General features: G+C 51.8%; 21 protein-coding genes and 1 pseudogene. All 22 read right to left on the minus strand.

The window, feature by feature from the left end:
- Positions 1 to 12: 12 nt before the first annotated feature.
- The 22 genes and pseudogenes from IT774_RS12265 to fliE all read right to left on the minus strand — a co-directional run bounded on the left by IT774_RS12265 (position 13) and on the right by fliE (position 21,962).
- Positions 13 to 2,280: a chemotaxis protein CheA gene (locus IT774_RS12265; RefSeq protein WP_195810018.1), complete on the minus strand. Its 2,268-nt coding sequence runs from the start codon at positions 2,278 to 2,280 to the stop codon at positions 13 to 15.
- Between the two features lie 12 nt (positions 2,281 to 2,292).
- Positions 2,293 to 3,042, minus strand: a complete 750-nt coding sequence (locus tag IT774_RS12270; protein ID WP_195810019.1) for a protein phosphatase CheZ — start codon at positions 3,040 to 3,042, stop codon at positions 2,293 to 2,295.
- Between the two features lie 36 nt (positions 3,043 to 3,078).
- The gene (cheY, locus tag IT774_RS12275) at positions 3,079 to 3,462 is read right to left on the minus strand and encodes a chemotaxis response regulator CheY (protein WP_218958917.1); all 384 of its coding nucleotides are present in this window, start codon (positions 3,460 to 3,462) and stop codon (positions 3,079 to 3,081) included.
- Positions 3,463 to 3,510: 48 nt separating this feature from the next.
- Positions 3,511 to 4,239: an RNA polymerase sigma factor FliA gene (locus IT774_RS12280; RefSeq protein ID WP_195810021.1), complete on the minus strand. Its 729-nt coding sequence runs from the start codon at positions 4,237 to 4,239 to the stop codon at positions 3,511 to 3,513.
- Positions 4,236 to 5,102 (minus strand): MinD/ParA family ATP-binding protein, encoded by an 867-nt coding sequence (locus IT774_RS12285; protein WP_195810022.1) that lies wholly within the window; start codon positions 5,100 to 5,102, stop codon positions 4,236 to 4,238. Before IT774_RS12285 ends, IT774_RS12280 begins: the two co-directional genes overlap by 4 nt.
- Positions 5,099 to 6,553, minus strand: coding sequence for a flagellar biosynthesis protein FlhF (gene flhF / locus IT774_RS12290; RefSeq protein ID WP_195810023.1), 1,455 nt, complete (start codon positions 6,551 to 6,553; stop codon positions 5,099 to 5,101). Before flhF ends, IT774_RS12285 begins: the two co-directional genes overlap by 4 nt.
- 27 nt (positions 6,554 to 6,580) lie before the next feature.
- Complete coding sequence (gene flhA, locus IT774_RS12295) at positions 6,581 to 8,680, minus strand: flagellar biosynthesis protein FlhA (protein ID WP_195810024.1); 2,100 nt, start codon at positions 8,678 to 8,680, stop codon at positions 6,581 to 6,583.
- Positions 8,681 to 8,776: 96 nt separating this feature from the next.
- A complete protein-coding gene (flhB, locus tag IT774_RS12300) occupies positions 8,777 to 9,904 on the minus strand; it encodes a flagellar biosynthesis protein FlhB (RefSeq protein ID WP_195810025.1) in 1,128 nt (375 codons plus the stop codon).
- 12 nt (positions 9,905 to 9,916) lie between these two features.
- On the minus strand, positions 9,917 to 10,699 hold the full coding sequence (gene fliR, locus IT774_RS12305; protein ID WP_195810026.1) for a flagellar biosynthetic protein FliR: 783 nt from the start codon (positions 10,697 to 10,699) through the stop codon (positions 9,917 to 9,919).
- 2 nt (positions 10,700 to 10,701) lie between these two features.
- Positions 10,702 to 10,971 carry a flagellar biosynthesis protein FliQ gene (fliQ, locus tag IT774_RS12310; RefSeq protein ID WP_108567840.1) on the minus strand — a complete coding sequence of 90 codons (270 nt, stop codon included), beginning with the start codon at positions 10,969 to 10,971 and terminating at the stop codon, positions 10,702 to 10,704.
- Positions 10,972 to 10,980: 9 nt separating this feature from the next.
- Positions 10,981 to 11,718 (minus strand): flagellar type III secretion system pore protein FliP, encoded by a 738-nt coding sequence (gene fliP, locus IT774_RS12315; protein ID WP_195810027.1) that lies wholly within the window; start codon positions 11,716 to 11,718, stop codon positions 10,981 to 10,983.
- 10 nt (positions 11,719 to 11,728) lie between these two features.
- Positions 11,729 to 12,145 (minus strand): flagellar biosynthetic protein FliO, encoded by a 417-nt coding sequence (fliO, locus tag IT774_RS12320; protein WP_195812291.1) that lies wholly within the window; start codon positions 12,143 to 12,145, stop codon positions 11,729 to 11,731.
- A 28-nt stretch (positions 12,146 to 12,173) separates the two neighbouring features.
- Positions 12,174 to 12,584, minus strand: coding sequence for a flagellar motor switch protein FliN (gene fliN / locus IT774_RS12325; protein ID WP_195810028.1), 411 nt, complete (start codon positions 12,582 to 12,584; stop codon positions 12,174 to 12,176).
- A gap of 32 nt (positions 12,585 to 12,616) precedes the next feature.
- Positions 12,617 to 13,675, minus strand: a complete 1,059-nt coding sequence (fliM, locus tag IT774_RS12330; protein WP_195810029.1) for a flagellar motor switch protein FliM — start codon at positions 13,673 to 13,675, stop codon at positions 12,617 to 12,619.
- 13 nt (positions 13,676 to 13,688) lie between these two features.
- A complete protein-coding gene (fliL, locus tag IT774_RS12335) occupies positions 13,689 to 14,219 on the minus strand; it encodes a flagellar basal body-associated protein FliL (protein ID WP_195810030.1) in 531 nt (176 codons plus the stop codon).
- Positions 14,220 to 14,294: 75 nt separating this feature from the next.
- Positions 14,295 to 16,109, minus strand: a complete 1,815-nt coding sequence (locus IT774_RS12340; protein ID WP_195810031.1) for a flagellar hook-length control protein FliK — start codon at positions 16,107 to 16,109, stop codon at positions 14,295 to 14,297.
- Between the two features lie 169 nt (positions 16,110 to 16,278).
- Positions 16,279 to 16,725 (minus strand): flagellar export protein FliJ, encoded by a 447-nt coding sequence (gene fliJ, locus IT774_RS12345; RefSeq protein WP_195810032.1) that lies wholly within the window; start codon positions 16,723 to 16,725, stop codon positions 16,279 to 16,281.
- 18 nt (positions 16,726 to 16,743) lie between these two features.
- Entirely contained in the window at positions 16,744 to 18,078 is a 1,335-nt protein-coding gene (gene fliI / locus IT774_RS12350; protein WP_195810033.1) for a flagellar protein export ATPase FliI, read from the minus strand.
- A complete protein-coding gene (gene fliH / locus IT774_RS12355) occupies positions 18,071 to 18,844 on the minus strand; it encodes a flagellar assembly protein FliH (RefSeq protein WP_195810034.1) in 774 nt (257 codons plus the stop codon). The genes fliI and fliH overlap by 8 nt, the downstream gene beginning before the upstream one ends.
- 22 nt (positions 18,845 to 18,866) lie before the next feature.
- Positions 18,867 to 19,907 carry a flagellar motor switch protein FliG gene (gene fliG / locus IT774_RS12360; RefSeq protein ID WP_195810035.1) on the minus strand — a complete coding sequence of 347 codons (1,041 nt, stop codon included), beginning with the start codon at positions 19,905 to 19,907 and terminating at the stop codon, positions 18,867 to 18,869.
- 12 nt (positions 19,908 to 19,919) lie between these two features.
- Positions 19,920 to 21,616, minus strand: a pseudogene (gene fliF / locus IT774_RS12365) (flagellar basal-body MS-ring/collar protein FliF).
- A 16-nt stretch (positions 21,617 to 21,632) separates the two neighbouring features.
- The gene (fliE, locus tag IT774_RS12370) at positions 21,633 to 21,962 is read right to left on the minus strand and encodes a flagellar hook-basal body complex protein FliE (protein WP_195810036.1); all 330 of its coding nucleotides are present in this window, start codon (positions 21,960 to 21,962) and stop codon (positions 21,633 to 21,635) included.
- Positions 21,963 to 22,151 lie beyond the last annotated feature (189 nt).

Consider the following 22,151-nt stretch of genomic DNA (forward strand, 5'->3'; position numbering starts at 1 on the left):
GACGCCCGATTGTCAGTTTTTGCGAGCGTAACGTTTTAGCAAGCTGGGAACATCCAGTATCAGTGCGATACCACCATCAGAAGTAATCGTGGCCCCGGCCATGCCAGGTGTACCCTGTAGCAATGCATCCAGCGGTTTAATCACCACTTCTTCCTGACCAATCAAGGCATCAACAACAAACCCCACCTGCTGGGTGCCAATCTGAACCACCACTACATGACCCTTTTCCCGGTCAATATTGGTGGTGCCGCGGGTCAACCAGTCGCCCAGAAAAAATAATGGGATAGCTTTAGAGCGGACAATCAACGTAAGCTGACCATCGACCGTATTGGTTTTGGTAATGTCCATATTGATGATTTCACTGACCGCGCCCAACGGTAATGCGAAGGTTTGCTTACCAACGACAATCATCAGCGTGGGCAAAATAGCCAGGGTCAGAGGGACTTTGATTTCTAACCGGGTACCTTTACCCAGTTGCGAGTCGATATTGATTGTGCCATTAAGCTGGTTGATTTTGGTTTTCACCACATCCATGCCAACGCCACGACCGGAGATGTCACTGATTTCAGTTTTGGTGGAAAAGCCCGGGGCAAAGATAAGATTGAAGGCATCTACATCCGACATTCTGGCTGCAGCATCTGCATCCAGTACCCCACGGCTGATGGCAATGTCTTTCAGCTTATCCGGATCCATGCCTTTACCATCATCGGCAATGGTCAGCAGGATATGGTCGCCTTCCTGGGAAGCCGAAAGTCTGACGGTCCCCATGCGTGCTTTGCCAGCGGCCTGGCGTTCATCCGGCATCTCGATCCCATGGTCCACCGAGTTTCTGACCAGATGCACCAACGGATCAGCCAAAGCTTCCACCAGATTTTTATCCAGATCGGTGTCTTCACCTTCCAGCTCAAGGGTAATTTCTTTTTTCAGGCTGCGCGCCAGATCCCGCACCACCCGGGGAAAGCGACCGAACACTTTTTTGATCGGCTGCATACGGGTTTTCATTACCGCTCCCTGCAAATCACCGGTCACCACATCCAGATTAGCAATGGCTTTGGACATCGACTCATCACTGGTATTGATGCCCAGACTCAACAGGCGGTTACGCACCAGCACCAGTTCACCAACCATATTCATGATTTGATCAAGACGTTTGGTATCCACCCGAACGGTGGTTTCCGGCTGCTGACCCGCACCGCCAGATTTTTTATCGTCTTTTTTAGCCGGGGCGGGCGCCGGTTTCGCCGCTTCAGAAGCCGGTGATGCCGCAGTGGATGCTTGTTGCTGCCGTTTTGCCTGAGCGATAGCCGCCGTGGCATCTTCATCGACTTTCACTCTGGGCTTGGCCGGTGCGGCAGTCTCACCGGTATTCGCGACATCCTCCTCAGATTTGATGGTAGGCCCCTGCCCTTTACCATGCAATTGATCTAATAAGGCTTCAAATTCGTCATCGCTGATTTCATCGCCGCTCGCAGAAGCAGTGGCAGAGCTTGGTGTGGCACTTGCTGGCTGTGCAGCTTCAGCGGCAGAAAACTGGCCTTTACCGTGTAGCTCATCCAATAAGGCTTCAAACTCATCATCGGTAATATCTTCACCAGCCGGCGCTGACGTGGCTTTCACCGGTTTATTTTCGGTATTACTTACCGCCGTTTCCGGAGACGGAGACCGTCCTGGTGCGGCGGTGCCATGCAGCTCATCCAGCAGCTTTTCAAATTCATCTTCGGTGATCTCTTCAATACCGCCCTGGGCATCGGTGCTGCCGTGCATCGCTGCCACCTCTGGTGCGGTGGGTACCGGTTCTACCACATCCTGGGCAGAGTCATCCATATTCAGACCGCCCGCAGGGTGTTCGCCCATCGCCGCCGTGGCCCCAAATATATTTTCATCGGGAGACTCAGGATGACTGAGTTTGTGCAGAATCTCTACCAGGCCGGCATCGGCAGGTTCTAATGGTTCGCGTTGTTTGACCTTCTCAAACATAGCGACCACCACATCTGTGGCCTGCAATATGACATCCATCAGTTCGGGGGTCAGTGTTCGCTGGCCGTTTCGCATGGTATCAAAGACATTTTCAGCGCCATGACAAATTTCAACCAGCTCGGTCAACGCCAAAAAGCCCGCGCCGCCTTTAACGGTGTGATAGCCACGGAAAATTGCGTTAAGCAAGTCACTGTCTTCTGGATGGTTTTCAAGATCGACCAGTTGTTCTTGTAATTGCTCAAGAATTTCACCCGCCTCGACCAAAAAGTCCTGTAAAATATCTTCGTCTAATTCAAACGACATCTGCCGGCTCCCTTAAAAACCTAAGCTGGACAAAAGATCGTCCACATCATCCTGGCCTTTCACCACGTCGTCGCGTTCTGCGGCGTTAACAATTGGCCCTTCAGCTTCGACACTACTTTTTTCTTGTTTTTTGTTTTCTGTAGCTGGCTGTTCAGTTTCCGGCTCACCAAATACCGTAAGCATGTGTACCAGACTGTCTTCAACTTCTTTAACCAGTTCGATAACCCGTCGAATTACCTGACCCGTCAAATCCTGATACCCTTGTGCCATCAGCACCTCGGTTAACAGACCGGTCAGTTTTTCTGACTCCGCAGCCGCGTTATTCAATAAGCCATCCAAGTCGCTGCATAGCACCTTAAACTCAGCGACATCAATTTGCCGCGTCATCAGCTTTTTCCATTCCGGCATAATGGTATTAATGCGCTCGGATAAGCTTTCAGCGATAGGCATGCTGGCTTCCACCGCATCCATGGTGGTATTCGCAGCTTTTTCGGTTTCTTCGATAACGTAGGTCAGACGGGTTTGCGCGTCGGGGATATCATCATTGGCTAAGCCCACAATACGCTCATCCAGCTGGAAGCTGTTGAGCGCATCGTGCAACTGGCGGGTTAATTTTCCCACTTCGGCAAAAAGTTCGATAGACTCTTTGGTAGAAATGGCTTCCAAAAGCTCGCGGGCGGCGACATTGTCACCTTGCTCAAGATGCACCACAAGTTGCCGGGCTTCTTCCAACGAGATAGGAACATTGACATTCGTTGTCATCCAGTATTCCTTTTTAATACCGTAAGAGCGTCGGGATTAACCTAAGCGTTCAAAGATCTTATCTAATTTTTCTTTTAGCGTGGCAGCGGTAAAGGGCTTCACCACATAGCCATTTACACCAGCCTGCGCTGCTGCCACGATTTGTTCTTTTTTTGCTTCGGCTGTGACCATCAAGACCGGCAGATGTTTTAGTCTGCCATCCGCACGGATGTTCTTGAGCAGGTCAATACCCTGCATGCCAGGCATGTTCCAGTCGGTTACCACGAAGTCGAAATCACCTTGCTGAAGCATGGGTAATGCTGTGTTGCCATCATCTGCTTCCTGGATGTTAGAAAACCCTAAATCCTTTAACAGGTTCTTTATGATTCGTCTCATAGTAGAAAAGTCATCTACCACAAGAATTTTCATACTTTTATCCAAAATGGCCTCCACCGGGGATTAAATATTGTTGTTGTGTTTGTTGTTGTATTAGCTATCGGCACGCCAGCTTTGCATTTTAGCTTTTAATTTCAGCATTGCCTGGCTATGAATCTGGCTGATCCTGGATTCACTGACATCCAGCACTTCGCCTATTTCGCGTAAGTTTAATTCTTCATCATAATAAAGAGACAGCACAATCGCTTCACGTTCAGGCAAGGTCGTAATAGCATGCGCCAACGCCTTCTGAAACGCGCCCTGCATCAAATCTTCCAAAGGCGAGTCATTACCCTGATTGACTTCAGTGGTGATCACATCTTCGGACACGCCTAAATCTTCAATTCCCACCAGCTTACCGGCGTTGACCTCATTGAGCATCTGATGATAGCTATCAAGGCTGACATCGAGCTTGGCGGCGATCTGGACATCACGCGCATCGCGCCCGGTTTCTTTTTCAACCTGGGCAATCGCTTCAGTGATCGCACGACTGTTTTTGTGTACTGAACGTGGGGTCCAGTCACCTTTTCGAATCTCATCAAGCATGGCTCCGCGGATACGAATACCGGCGAATGTCTCAAAGCTGGCGCCTTTCGACCCATCGAAATTTTTTGCTGCTTCCAACAACCCAATCATACCGGCCTGAATCAGATCATCCACCAGCACACTGGCAGGTAACCGGGCCATCAAATGATGGGCAATTCGCTTAACCAGTGAAGCATGACGCTCTACCAGTTGCGTTTTACTGGATTGCTGTTGGTAGGCAGCGGCTTTGCTATTCAACGTTGCGTTCCTGTTGCTTTATGCGAAACCAGTTGCTCGATGAAAAATTCCAGATGGCCGCCTGGCTGATTCGGGATCGGCCAACGCATGGCTTTGGTCGCCAGCTGTGAAATAGCCACGGCGGCGGGTGAGCCGGGGTACGCATCCACAATAGAAGTTTGTTTGCGTACCGCCCGACGAATATTTTCATCGAAGGGGACGGTGGCGACCAGCTCCAGCGCGACATCCAGGAAGCGTCCGGTAACTTTGGACAACTTACTGAATAGCTCATGGCCTTCGCGGGTGTCGCGCACCATATTCGCCACGATTTTAAATCGGAAAACCCCATGTTCGCGGTTCAGAATTTTAATCAGGGCGTAAGCATCGGTCAGGGAGGTGGGCTCATCGCACACCACCACCATGATATCCTGAGCTGCTTTGGAGAAGCTCAGCACCATATCTGAGATGCCCGCTGCGGTATCCACAATCAATACATCGACCTGCGAACGTAATTCGCTAAAGGCCCGAATAAGGCCGGCATGTTCGATGGAAGACAACTCGGTCATGGATTGCGTACCCGACGTAGCCGGCGCAATCTTGATACCGTGAGGGCCGGTGACCAGTACTTCATCTAACGTACATTCACCAGAAAGCACATGCGAAAGATTGCGCTCCACACGCAGCCCCAACATGACATCCACATTCGCTAACCCCAGGTCCGCGTCTAACACCATGACGCGCTTGCCCTGCTTGGCCATTGAGATGGCTGTGTTGAGCGTAATGTTGGTCTTCCCTACACCACCTTTACCACCGGTAACGGCGATAACTTTGATTAATTGTGACTGATTCATCTTTCGTAAGCTACTCGCTTGATCTTCAATCATACTGCCTGTGCTGAGTTAACAAGGTTACTAGGGTTAGTATGATTCAAACCGTACTTTTTATAAAGCTTTGCCGCAACCGATACTAAAGATTTTGCGTCAGCGACCTTTATATCTTCAGGCACTTGCTGACCATCGGTAACATAGCTGACTGGCAAACTGTGTTCTATGGCTACGCTGAGCACTTCGCCCAGACTGTAACATTCATCTAGCTTGGTAAAGATGCACCCATCCAGCTTCACCGCATCATAGGCATTTATAATACGCTGTAATGCCGGGTATTGGGTATTCGCCTGAGTAACCAGGTACTTTCTCACCGGTTGCATCTGCCCATGATCAAACTGAGAAAGCTGTTTTATCAGGCGGCTGTCACGCTGGCTAAACCCGGCGGTGTCAATTAATACCATGCGTTTGTGCCGTAACTGAAACAGCAACTCGGCCAACTCTTCACTGGACTGCGCCTTACGTACCGTACAGCCAATAATTTTGCCGTAGGTCGCCAATTGCTCATAGGCAGCGATACGGTAGGTATCAATGGTAATCATCGCCACCTGGTCGGCGCCATATTTTTGTGCGTAACGCGCCGCCAGTTTGGCCACCGTGGTGGTTTTTCCGGTGCCGGTTGGGCCGACTAAGGCCACCGCCCCGGTTTGCGACAGAATATCATTACCCGCGACATGCATGCGATTAGCCAAAAGATTTAATAAGTACACCCAGGCTTCGCGTTCGTTGTATTGTTTGGGGGTGTAATGCACCAGCTGTTCGGATAACGACTGACTCAGGCCCATCCCCGCCAGGCATTTCATTAAATAACTATGCACCGGGTTTTGCTGATGCTGTTTGGTTTCCATCAGACCCGCCACCTGAAACTGGAGCACGTTACGTAATGACGCCAGCTCTTCTTTAATGGAGTCTAAATCACTGCTGCCACTGGCCGCGGAAGCCTGTGGCTGTCCGGTAAATTGCGTCGGTGAGTCATTGAACCTGGGCTCATCAATATCAAAACTAAAGTCACTGGTCGGTTCGCTGTAATGACGGTGCCCGGCGCTACGAGGGCTGCTCACCGGCGCTGCGTCTGGGCGCAGGCTGGGTGGTTCATTAAAAGCCGGTGCCTGAGACGCAGGCGCTACCGTGTTATCGGCTGCTGCGGCACGCGCTTCCTGCTGCTTTTGCAACAAGTCACGCAAACTATCCGGCCCATCATCGCCGATAATTTCACTTAAACTGGGCGTGGCATTTTTACTGCGACCCTGGGGCTGAGCTGAACCGCGCTGGGCGGCTGGCTTTGGGCGGGGCGCCAGTTTCGCTTCGGGCTCTTTGTCAAAAGCCGCTACCAGCTCAATACCGTCGGCAACCTTGCGATTGGACATAATCACTGCATCGCTGCCAAGTTCAGCTTTAACTGCATTGAGCGCTTCGCGCATGTCTTTACCAAAAAAACGTCTGATTTTCATCGCAACCTCGTTACCAACGGTGTCAGATTATTGACCCACTGAACTGACTATTCTTATCTGTTTATCATCTGGCACTTCCTGATACGACAGAACATGAAGACCAGCTACAGAGTATTTAAAGAAGCGGGAGAGTACGGGGCGTAGCATACCGGAGGTTAGTAACACGGCCGGTTCGCCGGAAAGTTCCTGTTGCTGACTGGCCTGTTGCAATGTTTTTTGCATCCGGTCGGCCAGTCCAGGTTCGATGCCTGCGCCATCTTCCCCACCTGCTTGCAAAGACTGGTGCAACATCTGTTCCAACTCTGGCGCCAGAGTTATGACGGGGATTTCTCGACCGCCCTGACATATCTCCTGCGAGATAAGACGTTTAAGTGAGATACGCACCGCAGACACCAGTACATCCGGGTCCTGGCTCTTGGTACCGTACTCACTCAGGGTTTGCACAATAGTGCGCATATCGCGGATCGGCACCCCTTCAAATAATAAGGTTTGCAGAACTTTAACCACGGAACTCAACGGCAGAATATCCGGCACCAGGCCTTCCACCAGCTTAGGACTGCTTTTGGCCAGCATATCCAGCAATTGCTGGGTTTCTTCATGACCCAGTAGCTGATAGGCGTTATTGGTGAGCAGCTGAGATAAATGCGTAGCCACAACCGTAGCGGCATCCACCACGGTATAACCCAGGGTTTGCGCGTGCTCTCGCTGGGCAGGTTTGATCCACACCGCATCCAGCCCGAACGCTGGATCCTGGGTCGCCCGGCCCTGCAATTCGCCAAATACCTGACCCGGGTTTATCGCCAGCTCTTCATCATGACTGATTTGCGCATCGCCAATATTAACGCCCAGCATCGCAATGGTATAAGCATTGGGATCCAAATCCAGGTTATCGCGAATATGCACCGGCGGTATCAAAAAGCCCAGCTCCTGAGACAGCTTCTTACGTACGCCTTTAATCCGGGTCAACAATTCGCCGCCCTGAGATTTGTCCACCAATGGAATCAACCGGTAACCGACTTCCAGACCAATGGTGTCTACCTGCTGCACATCTTCCCAGCCCAGCTCTTTGGCTTCCGGTACCCCGGTATCACCTTCTGCAGGCAGCGTAGTGGCCACCGGCTGTTCTGCCGCTTTTTTAAGCTGCAGACTTTGCCAGTAGGCATAGCCGCCGGCAATGGCCGAGAAACCTAAAAAGGCAATGTGAGGCATACCCGGGATAACGCCCATTACAAACAACACCGCTGAGGCAATATACAAGGCCTTGGGGTCACCCAGCTGCGAACGGATTTCCCGCCCCATTTCCTGAGTTTCATTTTCGCGGGTCACAATAATGGCGGTGGCCACCGACAGCAGCAGGGAAGGAATTTGCGCCACCAGACCATCACCAATGGTGAGCAGGGTATAGACCTCTACCGCGCGCCCAAAGCTCAGGTCGTGCTGAATCATGCCGATAAACAGACCACCGACAATATTAATCAACATGATGAACAGACCCGCGACAGCATCCCCTTTAACAAATTTTGACGCACCATCCATGGACCCGTAAAAATCAGCCTCGGCAGTAACTTCTTCGCGACGTTCACGGGCCTGATCCTGGTCGATATAACCTGCATTCAGGTCGGCATCAATGGCCATTTGCTTACCAGGCATAGCATCCAAAGTAAAGCGAGCGCTTACTTCCGAAATCCGTCCGGCACCGGCTGTGACCACTTTAAAGTTGATAATAAGCAAGATAGCAAAGACCACGACCCCGACCGCATAGTTACCGCCAATCACCACCTCACCAAAGGCTTCAATCACTTTACCAGCGGCATCGCCCCCTTCATGGCCATACAACAGCACCACCCGGGTCGAGGCCACATTCAGCGCCAGCCTTAAAACCGTGGCTATCAGCAGGACCAGGGGAAAGATACCAAAGTCCACCGGCCGTTCGGTGAAAACCGCCACCAGAATTATGACCAGTGACAAAGCAATGTTAAAACTAAAAAGAATGTCTAACAGAAACGGGGGCATGGGCAAAATAACCATGCCCATAATGGCCAGCAACACGATCGGAACACCCAGCCCGCCAGCAAACTGCTGCAGCTGATTTTTATCAAACCGGCGCAAAAAACCTGTTAATTCCATCGCGTTTTATCTCACTATCAGAAAATTGACACTTACTGCCTGTCTGATGCGGATAGTTCAACTACCATGCCACAATGTGATATAGCCGAAATTATATTAGCGTCGCAATTCTGGTGGGATAGGTAAGTCTTTCTTAACCGGCTTGGGCTTGGCGGCTTTACCCGCTTTGTAGGCTCTTAACTGAAAAACATAGGCCAGGATCTGGGCCACGGCCATAAACAGTTTGTGAGGAATTTCATGGTCTACTTCGGTGGAATAATAAATGGCCCGGGTCAGCATGGGGGAAGCCACTAACGGCACATCGTGGGCACTGGCAATCTTACGGATATGCATCGCCAGCTCATCAATGCCTTTGGCCACCACTACCGGGGCCCGATTGCCATCTTCTTCGTACTTCAGGGCCACCGAATAATGGGTCGGGTTGGTTACAATCACATCGGCTTCGGGCACTTCCTGCATCATGCGGTTGGCTGCAGCCTGAAACTGTAAGCGACGGATGCGGCCCTTGACCATGGGATCGCCTTCGGCATTTTTATTCTCATCCTTGATTTCCTGCTTGCTCATTTTCATTTCTTTGTTGTGCTTGTATATCTGATACGGCACATCAATAGCAGCAATAGGAATCATCCCCAGGGTCAGTAACAAAAAGGCCCACTCCAGCATATCCATGGCATGGAACATATTAAGCGGATACATCTCCATATCCAGGTGCAAAGCTTCATTTTTGTAATACAGTAAAGCGCCCACCGCCAGCCCGCCGATCACCGCAAACTTGGCGAAAGCTTTGATCAACTCTACCAGCGCGTTCATGCCGAACATGCGCTTAAAACCATTGATAGGATTGATTTTATTGGCTTTTGGGGCGGCCGACTCCCATGAAAAGTTAAACCCACCCAAAGCAATGGAGCCATAAATGCCGGCGGCCATGGCCACCACCATATAGAGTAACACCGGCCCGGCAACTTCCATCAGTGCTTCACCGCCAACAATAAACATGTGTGAGGGATCGTAGGTTTCATCCCGGGATAACGAGAACATCCGTTGTGTGATGTTGTAAATGGCTTTGGCGATCATTCCGCCCATCAATAAAAACATCAGACCGCTGATGATTAATACCAGCGCGGTGGATAACTCCCGAGACCGGGCTATCTGACCTTTTTTTCGGGCCTCATCGACCTTTTTACTCGTGGGGTCTTCTGTTTTTTCCTGCGCATCATCAGCCATAACGACGCCTCCTTATCCCGGGCAAATTGCCAGCAGCTGACACATAAACTGCTCTGCCCTGGCCCACTGGGCTGAGAAGTGAGAAGAAAAGTTTTCCAGCGTGATCCACATCACCACTAATCCGGTGATCTGGGCAATAGAAAAACCAATGCTGAAAATATTCAGCTGGGGCGCGGCTTTGGTCATTACCCCAAAGGCCAGATTCACAATCAATAACGACACAATCGGCGCCAGCGACAACGTCACCGCAGACACAAACATCCAGGAGCCCCAGTGGGCTATTTCACGAAACTGAGCCGGCGTAAACCAGCTCTCAGTAATCGGAAAGGCATCAAAACTTAATACTATCATCTGGATCATCGATAAGTGCCCGTCCATCCCCCAGAACAGCAGGGTCGCCAGAATAAGATAAAACTGGCCCACCGCCGGGACATTGATGCCATTCACGGGATCGACGATAGAGGCAAACCCCAGACCGGTTTGCATGGCAATAATCTGGCCGGCGATAACAAAGGTGTTCAGTACCATCATCGAGATAAACCCGATAACCACCCCAATTAGTAATTGCCGGATAACCTCCAAAAAGGTGGCCAGATTAACCAGATCATCAATGGGCACCGGTTTTACCACCGGCACAATAACCAGGGTCATAAAAACCGCCAGTAAGGCGCGTACCGGTGGCGGAATGGATTTTGCGCTAAGCCCAATCATCGCGGCGAACATACCGCTGATACGCATAAATGGCAGCATCATATCCGCCAGAAATTGCGTAATCGTGGCCAGTTCAAAGTGCATGGTCAGCCAACAACCTGCGGAATACGCTCGACCATATGAAACGTGAAGTCCATGAGCTTAGACACCAGCCAGTTACCGCCCCAGCTTAACGCCAGCAGGGTCACAATCAGACGGGGCAAAAAGCTCATGGTTTGTTCATTGATGGAGGTCGCGGCCTGAAATACCGCCACAATAAGCCCGACGATCATACTGGGCACAATCACCGCCGACACCAGCAAAATAACCAGAAATAATGATTCGCGCAGAATTTCAACAAAGACTTCAGGGGACATACCGTACTCCTAAACGCCCATACCAAAACTGGTGGCCAGGGTGCCAAAAATAAGATTCCAGCCATCCACTAACACAAACAACATCAGCTTGAACGGCAGCGATACAATCATTGGCGAGAGCATCATCATCCCCATCGCCATCAAAATAGACGCCACTACTAAATCAATAATCAGGAACGGGATAAACAGCATAAAGCCAATCTGAAAAGCGGTTTTTAGTTCACTGGTTACAAAGGAAGGGATGAGAATGGTCAGGGGCACTTCTGAGGGTTCGGCGTATTTATCCTCATCCCCGGCAATACGCACAAAGGTGTCCAAATCTTTTACCCGGGTTTGCGAGAGCATGAACGCCCGCATGGGTTCTTTGGCCTGCTCAAAGGCCTCCATACTGGTCATTTGTTCGTCCAGATAGGGTTGCAAGGCCCGTTCGTTCACCTGCTCAAAGACCGGCGCCATAATAAACATCGACAAGAACAGGCTCACCCCAATCAGAATCTGGTTAGAAGGCGACTGCTGCAAACCAATGGCCTGGCGTAAGATAGACAACACCACAATAATACGGGTAAAGGAGGTCATCATCATGATAAAAGCCGGAATAAGGCTTAATGCGGTCATGATAAACAACGCCTGCAGCGTCATTGAATAATCCTGGGTGCCGTCAGGGTTGGTGGATACCGTGACCGCTGAAATTCCCTGCTGCGCCAGTACCGGCATGCTGAACAGGCCTGCCATGAGCAGTACCATCATCAACCGTCCTCTAGTTATCATCGGATACATCCTTTTTTACCGCCGGATTCATTTTGCCTGCCATCGCCTGTACCAGCTTATCTTTAAACTGACTGCCGGAGGCCAGATTGCTTTCTTTTACCGCTAACGGCTGTTCGAGTTTACTCAGATGCGAAATATTATGGCTGGTCACACCAATAAGATGCTGTTCGTCGCCAACCTGGATCACCATCACCCGCTCTTTGGCACCGGCAACCATACTGGCCACCACTTTCATCTGGCCCTGGCCAGCATGAGTGACATTAAACCGTCGCAGGACATACGCTAACGCAAAAATGATCGCCACCACCAGCAAAAGCGACAAGAAAATGGACAACACCGACCCTGGGTTAGTGATGGATTGGGTGGACTGGGCGAAGGCTGAGGGGCAAAATAACAGGGGCAGCAGAGCGCAGCCCCTTGATAAGCATGAAGATTTACCTAAGCTTTTTAATTCTCTCAATTTGACTGATAACATCGGTGAGTCGGATACCAAATTTGTCGTTGACTACAACTACTTCACCATGAGCAATCAGCGTGCCATTTACAAGTACGTCTAATGGTTCGCCGGCCACACGGTCAAGCTCCACTACTGAACCCTGGTTCAGTTGCAACAAATTACGGATGCTGATTTGGCTGCGCCCCACTTCCATGGAAATGGTGACCGGGATATCCAGTATAGTATCCAGCTTGCGCTTTTCTTCAGCGCTGATGGGCGCATCATCGGTAAATTCATCCAGCTCAGCTGGTTGCACATCTTCGTCTGATTGCGCGCCTTCACCGGCTTCTGAATCTGCTTGTTCAGCCATGGCCGCAGCCCAATCGTCCATTCCGTCTTGTTCACTCATAAGAATGCCTCATGTCATCCAAAAAGTCTGTACTACAGATCTTCTTCGAGAATTTGCAGTTCAGCGTCGTTGTCTATAACGCGGCCACCGCGGGTTAATAATTGTAGCTCCGACTTCACCGAGGTGGGCCGCGCAATTTTGTCGGTTATCTTTAAAGCCAGGTTGTCGCGTGAACGCCCCAGTTTGGCTCTGAAGGTAGGCAGGTCTTCAATTAGCACCGTGATATGCTCAGGCATCTCCACCGGGATAATATCGCCCGCCTTAAATTCCATAATGTCCTGCAGACTAACCTCTACATCCAGCATATGAGTGGACAGGTTAACCTTTACATCCATAATTTCATCGCGCAGAGCCTTGCTCCAGCGCAAATCGGTGTCTTCTTTGTCACTTTGTACCCCGGCATCCAGCAGCTCCCGGATGGGCTCCAGCATGGAATAGGGTAGCGATACATGGAAGTCGCCGCCGCCACCATCCAGTTCTATATGAAAAGAGCTGATCACCACCACTTCTGTGGGGCTGACAATATTGGCCATGGCCGGGTTAACTTCCGAATCCAGGTATTCAAAGGACACATCCATTACCGGCGCCCAGGCTTCTTTATAATCCTCAAAAATGATTTTGAGCAGCATCTGGATTATCCGGCGCTCGGTCGGGGTAAACTCCCGCCCTTCAATTTTGGCGTGGTAACGACCATCACCGCCAAAGAAGTTATCCACCAGAATAAACACCAGCCGGGCTTCCATGGTAATCAGCCCGGTGCCCTTTAAGGGTCTGAAGCGCACCATGTTCAAGCTGGTGGGTACAAACAACGTATGAATATACTCACCGAATTTTATCATCTGAATACCATTGATCGACACTTCGGCCGACCGGCGCATCATGTTGAACAGGCTCACCCGCAGATGCCGGGCGAAACGTTCATTGACAATTTCGAGCGTGGGCATGCGTCCACGCACAATTCGATCCTGCGAGGAGAAATCATACTCGAGCGCCGAAGAGTCGGACGGCTCGCTGCTGACTTCCTCTTCTTCTACATCGTCAACGCCGTGTAACAACGCATCGATTTCGTCTTGAGATAATAAATCGCTCACAGTGTCATCCTGGTTATTGCATTACAAAGCCAGTGAACAGAACCCGCTCGACCACCGGGTCGCCCGTCATTTCCTGCATCACTTTTTGCACTTCAGTGGCGGCCTGCTCCCGCAGCGTCACTTTGCCGGCCTCGGTTACAAGCTCATCGGCATTACTGGCACTAAATACCTGTAACAAGGTGCCTTCTATTAGTGGGATATGCATTTTGGCGGTTTCTTCATTATCGCCGCCGCGCACCATCAACTGGGCTTTAATTTGTACCAGCCGATCCCGCCCGGTACCCGGCACATTAAACACAAAGGGACGTGGCATGGCCACGTACAAGGCAGTACCCACCTTTGCGTCAGCCGACCCTTGTATCTCAGCCTGGGTATCTGAACCATCTGCTGCAGTCTGCGCTGCGGCCGCCGGTTCCTGTGAACCTGAAAACAAAAAGAACCAGGCGGCGCCGCCCCCGGCAATCAAAACCACCAGCAGAATAATAATCAGCGGTAGCTTACTTTTTTTCTCGGTATCTTCTATTTGTAATTCTTCATCGGCCACGTGTGTGTTCTCTTGTCAATCCGGTACAGGTATTATCGTGTGTGAAATAAAAAGCGCAATTATGCAATAGGCGTATTAAGCATAGTCGTCAATACCCCCTTGTGCCTGCCGGGACAATGACTGTTGTGACACTATGGTGCTGTCATCGGTACCGGCCTCGGCGTCGCCCTGACCTGAGCCCTTACCAGCATGCTGCCCCTGACTATCATCGCCGGACTGATTTTGTTGTTCAACCGAAGACTCGCCTAGCGCAATACCCTGCTCGGCCAGCATTTCGCGCAATCTGGGCTCTGCTTCCAGCAACACATCTTTAGCCTGAGCAGATTGCACCACAAAGCTTACGGCCGCGGCATCGCCCTGCACATTGACCCGTACCTGCATGCTACCCATTTCCGGTGGGTCAAGTCGAATCTCGGCCATCATATTTCGGCTATTCACCATCCAGCGAACCTTCTCCGCCAGTTGTTTCTGCCCGTCAGGCTGCTGGATATTTACCGCATTGTCCAGCCCTTCGGCTTGCTTTGTCGCTGCTGAAGCTTCACTGCGCAACTGCGTATGCTCTGCCATCTGGGTATCTACCGAGGCCACCGCCGCGGCATTGTGCATGGAAGCCGCCAGTTGTGCAGTGCTGCTGCCTGCTGACGCAATGGCGGCCAGCTGAGTTACTTGCTGGTCAATGTGGTTGTGCAGCAGCGGCGTCACTTCAACCCCACTTTCGGTCATGGCTTGAGCCACCATATCGGTCACGCTAAAGCCAGGCTGATGGCCCTGCGCCATCTGATCCTGCATCTCTTTAAGGCCGCTTAACACCGCCGCGACCAGCTGCGCTTTATTGGCCTCGCTGGTTTGCGCTGGCGCCAGCTCGGCAATACGCTCACTCAGTGCCTGTGACATCTGCTGCTGACCTTGTACGGACAACTGACTCAGCTGTTCTAGTAAATTCAGCGAGCCATCGCCAGGAGAAGCTGTTGTTGTTGCTGTTGCTGTTCCTTGCTCAGTCTGACCCAGCTCAGTATTTAGCAACTGACTTAACAAACTGGTATCTTCGTTTTTACGCTGCTGCGCCTGTTGCAGTCGGGCGAGTTCGGCTAAAAAGCTATCTGACTCAAGTTGTTCCTCACCGGTATCGCCAGCATTGTCCTGGCCGGCCCCCAACACTTCAATGATAGCGGCGGCCAGCGCATCGATATCTTCCGCAGAGGCTTGTGTCTCTCCCGCCTCACCATCGTCACCACTGCCGCCCAGCTGTTTGAGCATTTCTTTGGCCAGCGTTCCCACCAGCACCGGAATGGGCGTCACTTTTTGTTCATCCCCGGCTTTAGGCGCGACGTCGCCAGCCTCAAACAGCAACTGATTGTTCTGGCTGGCCAGCTCATCAGAAATTATTTGTAATGCATCCTCACCTTTTACGATGGGCGCTATCGGCGCCGTAACATCAGGTTGCTCCGGGCTACCCTGGTCCTGCTCTAAATTGCGGATGCGGTTGACATATTCCAGCCAGTCCACGTCGGCTGCATCAGCCTGTTTGCCGGCAATATCCTGAGCCGGATCGGCTGGAGCGCTGACATCTGCATTGTCATTAATTGCACTGGTTTTGTCGGTAGCCGACTCGGTGCGGCTGCCGGTGGCCGGGGTCGCACTGGCTTTATCAGAAACCGAGGTGTCAGCGTCAGTAGTTTTGCTTTTGCTTGTAACTGGCGCAGGTGTGGTAGACGTACCAGCAGGCTCCGATGGTTGCTTGTTTTTGCTGCTTTTGTTGCTGGTGGCTGCTGCCGCCTGTTGCATAACCTCACCAAAGCCATGAACAGCGTCTGATGCCGGAGCCGGGCGCTCAATATCAATCGGCAAGGCGGCAACATTCTGGCGTTGGGGGGCAAGGTTTTGCATCATAACCAAAGTCCTCTTAGGGGTGGTTTTTGCTTAGCAGCAACGGCCTGCGCTGTAGTGATAGCGTGGGCCAGGCGTTAAGCGTCATGAATATGGTGTTTTGTACAGATAATCAGAAAATAGCAAGTCGCGTTCCACTATGTAAAATTAACCACGCTCTAGCTATAGGATTTTACCAACGAGTTGTTTTGGAACGTAAAAAACGCTGATTAGCGAACTCATCCAGCATGTCCTGTTCGCGGCGATTAGCGGCAATGGCCGCTTCTGCCTGTTTTTTTTCAATCAGCACATCGACGGCTTTTCGACGCTTTTGTTGTTCCAGCCACTGACGGCGGCGTTGATCTACCACCATCCTGGCCTGAGAAATGATCTGCATTTGTTGCTGAATGGCTTTATCAAGCTTACCGACAAACTGCAAATGCTGATGATAATCACGGGCATCTACCCCACCCTGTTTACCCGACTGCTGAATCTGGCGAACATAATCCAGCCGGTATTGTTGCAAACTACTGAGCTTTTGCTTTTGCTGCTGGACATTGCCTTCAGCCATTTGCAGAGCCTGCGCGGCCTTGTCTTCGCGGTCGCGTTCTACTTTGATGACGGTTTGTAACTGGCTCATAAACTCACCACCATATCGTTATCCATTGCCCAGCCCCGAGGCGAGCGCCTGCATAGCCTCATGACACTCTGCAAACGACAACACCTGATTCAGGCCCTGCTGCAAGAACGCATTAATTGCCGGTTCGGCACGAATGGCCAGGTCGATACGTGGATCTGAGCCGCGGGCGTAAGCACCAATGGCAATCAAATCCTGATTTTGTTTATAGGTGGAGTAGACCTGGCGCACCCGGCGGGCCTGCAACAAATGCTCTTCTGAGACCACCATCGGCATCACGCGACTAATGGAGGCTTCAATATCGATAGCCGGATAATGACCGGCGTCGGCCAGTTTACGAGACAACACCACATGACCATCCAGAATGGCCCGGGCGGCATCGGCAATCGGATCCTGTAAATCATCGCCTTCGGTCAGCACGGTATAAAACGCGGTAATGGAGCCCTGCCCCTGAGCGCCGTTACCGGCCCGCTCCACCAGGGCCGGCAAGCGGGCAAACACCGATGGCGGGTAGCCTTTGGTGGCCGGAGGTTCGCCTACCGCCAGCGCAATTTCGCGCTGGGCCATGGCGTAGCGTGTGAGCGAGTCCACCAGCAGCAACACATTTTTGCCCTGATCACGAAAATATTCTGCCACTGTCACCGCCGTTTCGCAGGCTTTCAGCCGCATCAGGGGTGAGGTATCTGCCGGCGCCGCAACAATTACGGCCCGGGCACGCTCTTCTTCGGTCAGAATATCGTGAATAAATTCTTTTACTTCGCGGCCACGTTCGCCTACCAGCCCCACCACCACCACATCGGCTTCGCTGCCCCGGGTCATCATTCCCAGCAACACACTTTTTCCCACGCCGCTGCCGGCAAATAGCCCCATACGCTGCCCCACGCCCACGGTGTTCAAGGCATTGATTGCCCGTACGCCCACATCCATAGGTTGTTTAATCGGCATGCGAATAAGCGGGTTCATCGGCGCCTTGGTGGTGGGTGCGCGGTGTTCGGCGACAATGGCGCCTAAGCCGTCTAAAGGCTGGCCATTGCCATCAAGAACCCGCCCTAACAGACCTGGACCAACCGGTAACCCGCTCTGGCGGTTCAGCGGCATTACCCGGGAGCCCGGAACTATGCCGCGTACGGCTTCGGTGGGCATCAGATAGGTAATATCATCGCCAAAACCGACCACCTCAGCCTCAATTTCACCCTCAATGGTCTGCACCATGCACTGGCTGCCTACCGGCAACTGACAACCTACCGCCTCCAGGGTCAGTCCGATCCCGCGTACCAGCTTACCCGCGGCCACCACCGGCGGCTGCGGGACCTGCTGGGTCAGCTGGCTAAAGTAACGGGTGAAATCATCACTCACCACTTAACCCCTGCTGCAGTAAAAATTTGTCAAGGGTTTCACGGCAGCGCCGCTCGATAGAGACATCCACCGCGTTTTGACTGGTGACCACATCACAGCCACCTCGCGACATCGCTGGCGCTTCAAACAGCTGCCAGTTTTTTTCACGAATAGCCTCATTCCCCAACTGCTCACGAAGCAAGGCGATATCGTCAGGATGCATATGAATCTGGTAGTGATTTTCGGTAAGGGGCAATGCTTTTATGCCTTCGGTAAGCGCTTGCATAATGACCGCGTCATTGGTGGTCACTTCGGTGCGGATAACCGCCCTGGCCAGCGTTACGGCGAGCCTGGCCAGTTCCTGCCGGGCCTGCGCATTGACCTGCTCTAACGGCGCGTGCAGGGTTTCCGCCAGGCTTTGCCATAGTGCCTGCTGCTCGTCGATAAGCTGCTGGCCCTGTGCCAGGCCTTCAGCATGGCCTTCTTCGTGACCGGCGGCCAGTCCTTCACTTTTGCCCTGCTCGAAGCCTGCAGCCTGGCCCTCATCAAACCCGGCCTGGCGACCTTCGTTATAGCCTTCTTCACGCGCGGCCTCGCGAATGGCTTCAATTTCTTCAAGGGTGGGTGGTTTAACTTCCTCTTCTTCTTCAGGCGGCTCGTATACCCAGTCGCTACGCCGGTTGAGGGCGTTGGTACTGGTGTCGGCCTGTTGGTGCCCGGGATCATCCACAAAAGGCAGATCCCACAGCCGGGCGTCGTGCGCCTTTTCGTTCTGATCATCAGACATAGAGCAAGGTTCCAATTATCGGTTACAGGAATTCTTCGCCACCGCCGCCGCCCAGCATTATTTCGCCGGAATCAGCTAAGCGTCGGGCTACCGACAAGATTTCTTTTTGCGCGGTTTCTACTTCCGACAAGCGCACTGGTCCCATGGCTTCCAGGTCATCGGTTAGCATCTCGGCGGCCCGTTTCGACATATTCCGGGTGATTTTGACTTTCAGCTCTTCATCGGCGCCCTTGATGGCTTTTAACAAGGCATCCTGCTGCACTTCACGAAGAATTGCCTGGATCCCTTTGTCGTCCACGTCCACCAGATTGTCGAACACAAACATCAGATCCTGGATTTGCTGGCTCATTTCTTCATCCTGTTCGCGGATGGCATCCATCAGCTGACCTTCTATAGAAGTATCCAGGTAATTCATAATATCGGCTGCAGACTTCAGGCCGCCCATTTTGGCCGCCTGCGTTCCGGCCTGACCGGCAAATTGTTTTTCCATAATTTCATTCAGCTCCTGCAACGCTGCGGGTTGCACTTCTTCCAGGTTGGCAATACGCATTAACAGATCTAACCGGACTTTTTCCGGGAATTGCGCCAGAATCTCGGCGCTTTGCTCAGGCTCAAGATAAGACAACACAATGGTTTGAATCTGCGGGTGTTCATTACGAATAATGGAAGCCACCTGCTTTGAATCCATCCATTTCAACGAGTCCAAACCTTTGGCGCCGTTACCCAGCAGAATTTGATCAATCAAATTGGCGGCTTTGTCTTCACCCAGAGCGGCGGTCAGGGCGCGTTTCACAAAGTCCTGACTCTGGAACCCGATGGTGCTGTAGTTTTGTATCTCATCAATAAAATGCTTGTGCACTGAGGTGATCTTGGCCTGAGTCATATCATCAACTTTTGCCATCTCAGCGCCCAGCTTCTGCACTTGTTTGGGCTCTAAATGTTTCAGGATCTGCGCGGCATCTTCTTCTGACAGGCTCAGCAGCAAGATGGCAGCCTTTTCAACCCCTTCGAGTTTGCCGACATCGTAAGACGGTTCCTCGGTGTTCGCTATTTCTTCAGCCATGACTTACTGCTCCTACTCATCCTGCAACAACCAGCCCTTAACTACCTGGGCGGACAATTCCGGTTCATTGGCGACCAGCGCCCGAACCGCTTTCAAAACATCTTCATCTTTGTGTAAATCGGGCAGCATCAGCGAGCCATCCGGAGCAAAACCAACCTGACCCTCATCAAATTCCTGATTCAGCATAGTGATGGTTTCATCGCCCAGGTCAAGCCCTTCATCCGCATCGTAATCATCCACCTCTTTCGTGGCTTCAGGATTCATCAGCTTACGCAGCATTGGCCGGACCACAAAAATAATCAGCACAATGATAACCAGGCCACCGACCACCAGCTTCAGGATGGGTAAGAATTTTGGCTCTTCCCATAATGGGGTTTCCTCAATCACACCGGTGTCCATCCGTGTGAACGGCACACTCACTACTTCAAGCGAGTCGCCCCGGGTGACATCAAATCCCAGACCGCCCTGCAGCAAACGACGAATATTCAGCACTTCTTCCTGGTTGCGCGGCACCATACTTTGCGAGCCATCTTCGGCGGTGGTGGAAATATAGTCCACCGCCACAGAAACGCTTAACCGGCGCACCACCCCGGTTTGTTTTTTGGTATGACTAATGGTGGTATCCAGTTCATAATTACGGGTAGATTCTTTGCTGTTGCTACCGGGCATCGGGTTCATTGCATTGCCGCCCACCGCATCTTCCGGAATCGTCGATTCCATGGGCGGCTGGTTACTCAGCGCGCCCGGAATACCGCCGGCGCCGGCGCCCACGGTATTGTGTTCGGTGATCATTTCGCTACGAATCGCCGGCACCTCAGGGTTATAACTGCGTTGGGTTTGTTCCCGGGCGGTGAAGTCCATTGAGACATCGACCTGCGCGGTGTAATTACCAATCCCCAGGACCGGGATTAAGATGGCATCAATTTTTTGCAGGTACTGCTGTTCGCGTTTGCTTTCAATTTCATATTCTTTGCGTGCCCGCGAACTGATAGAGTCCTGGGAGCCTGAATTTAATAACCGTCCATTGCTGTCGGTAACAGTAACATTGGCCGGCTCCATGCTTTGCACGGCTGAGGCCACAATATCTACCACCGCATCAACTTCTTCGCCGCCAATCACCTGCCCACGCTTGGGGTTAATACCACGGTAGCACTGGCTTTTTTCTCACGCCGGGCAAATACATTTTCTTTGGGCATGGCCAGCAGTACCCGGGCTTTCTGCACACTCGACATATCTTCGATGGTCGCCGCAATTTGTTTTTCGCGGGCATGCTTGAGCCGCTCCATCTCCACCCGCTGGCTGACCCCAAAGCCCATGTCCTGCATAATAATATCGGAGCCGGCATCTTCGGTATTAACCAGGCCCTGGCGTGTCATGCCCAGGCGCACATTCTGAAACTCATCATTACGGACAAATACCGTATTGCCTTCCAGCTTGTATTCAATCTGATTGGCATCAAGGTAGTCCAGGGTTTCAATAAGCTCTTCGGTGGGCATTTTTGCCAGTGGCCGATAATCGGGTTCCTGCGCCCAAATCATAATAAATACCGCAATGGCTACACAGATAACCAGTACCACCACCAGTGCCATCTGCCGCATCATATCGGCACTGCCCAGCGTATCCATAAAACCAGACTTATTTTCTGTTTCTGGCGCGCCGCTTAAGGCATCGGGATCGGACACAGTCAAATTGGTTCCAGTATCAGCCATGATTATTGTTCCTCGCCTACACCGGCATGTTCATGATTTGTTTGTACGCATCAAGCACTTTGTTGCGTACCTGCACCGTGGCCTCAAAGGCAATACCGGCTTTTTCTTTGGCCAGCATGACATCGGCCAGGCTTAATGAGGGGTCACCCATTTCAAAAGAATGTTGCATTGATTTTGAATTCATCTGCATGTCATTGACCCCGTCGATGGCACTTTTCAGCATGGTGGAAAATTCACCGGCCGCCCCGGGGTTAGCCTGAATTTCGGGCGTGGCACTGGTTTGCAGGCGCGCCTGGCCAATCATGGCCTGCATTTCCTGATACAAACTGTCGGCTTTAACGTCCATCGCTATTCTCCCAAGATTTCCAAGATTTATGCCGTCAGAAGCTTGTCTGACTCATCAATATAACAAGACTGAAGCAAGGGCTGAGCCAACTTTTATTATTGATATTTTTCAATAGCTTGGGAATGGTTAGCCAAAAAAATGACAGACGCTAGGGAGGGGGAGGAAGCAATAAAAAAGAATTGGTTAAAA

It is taken from the genome of Salinimonas marina (assembly GCF_015644725.1).
Classification (GTDB): domain Bacteria; phylum Pseudomonadota; class Gammaproteobacteria; order Enterobacterales; family Alteromonadaceae; genus Alteromonas.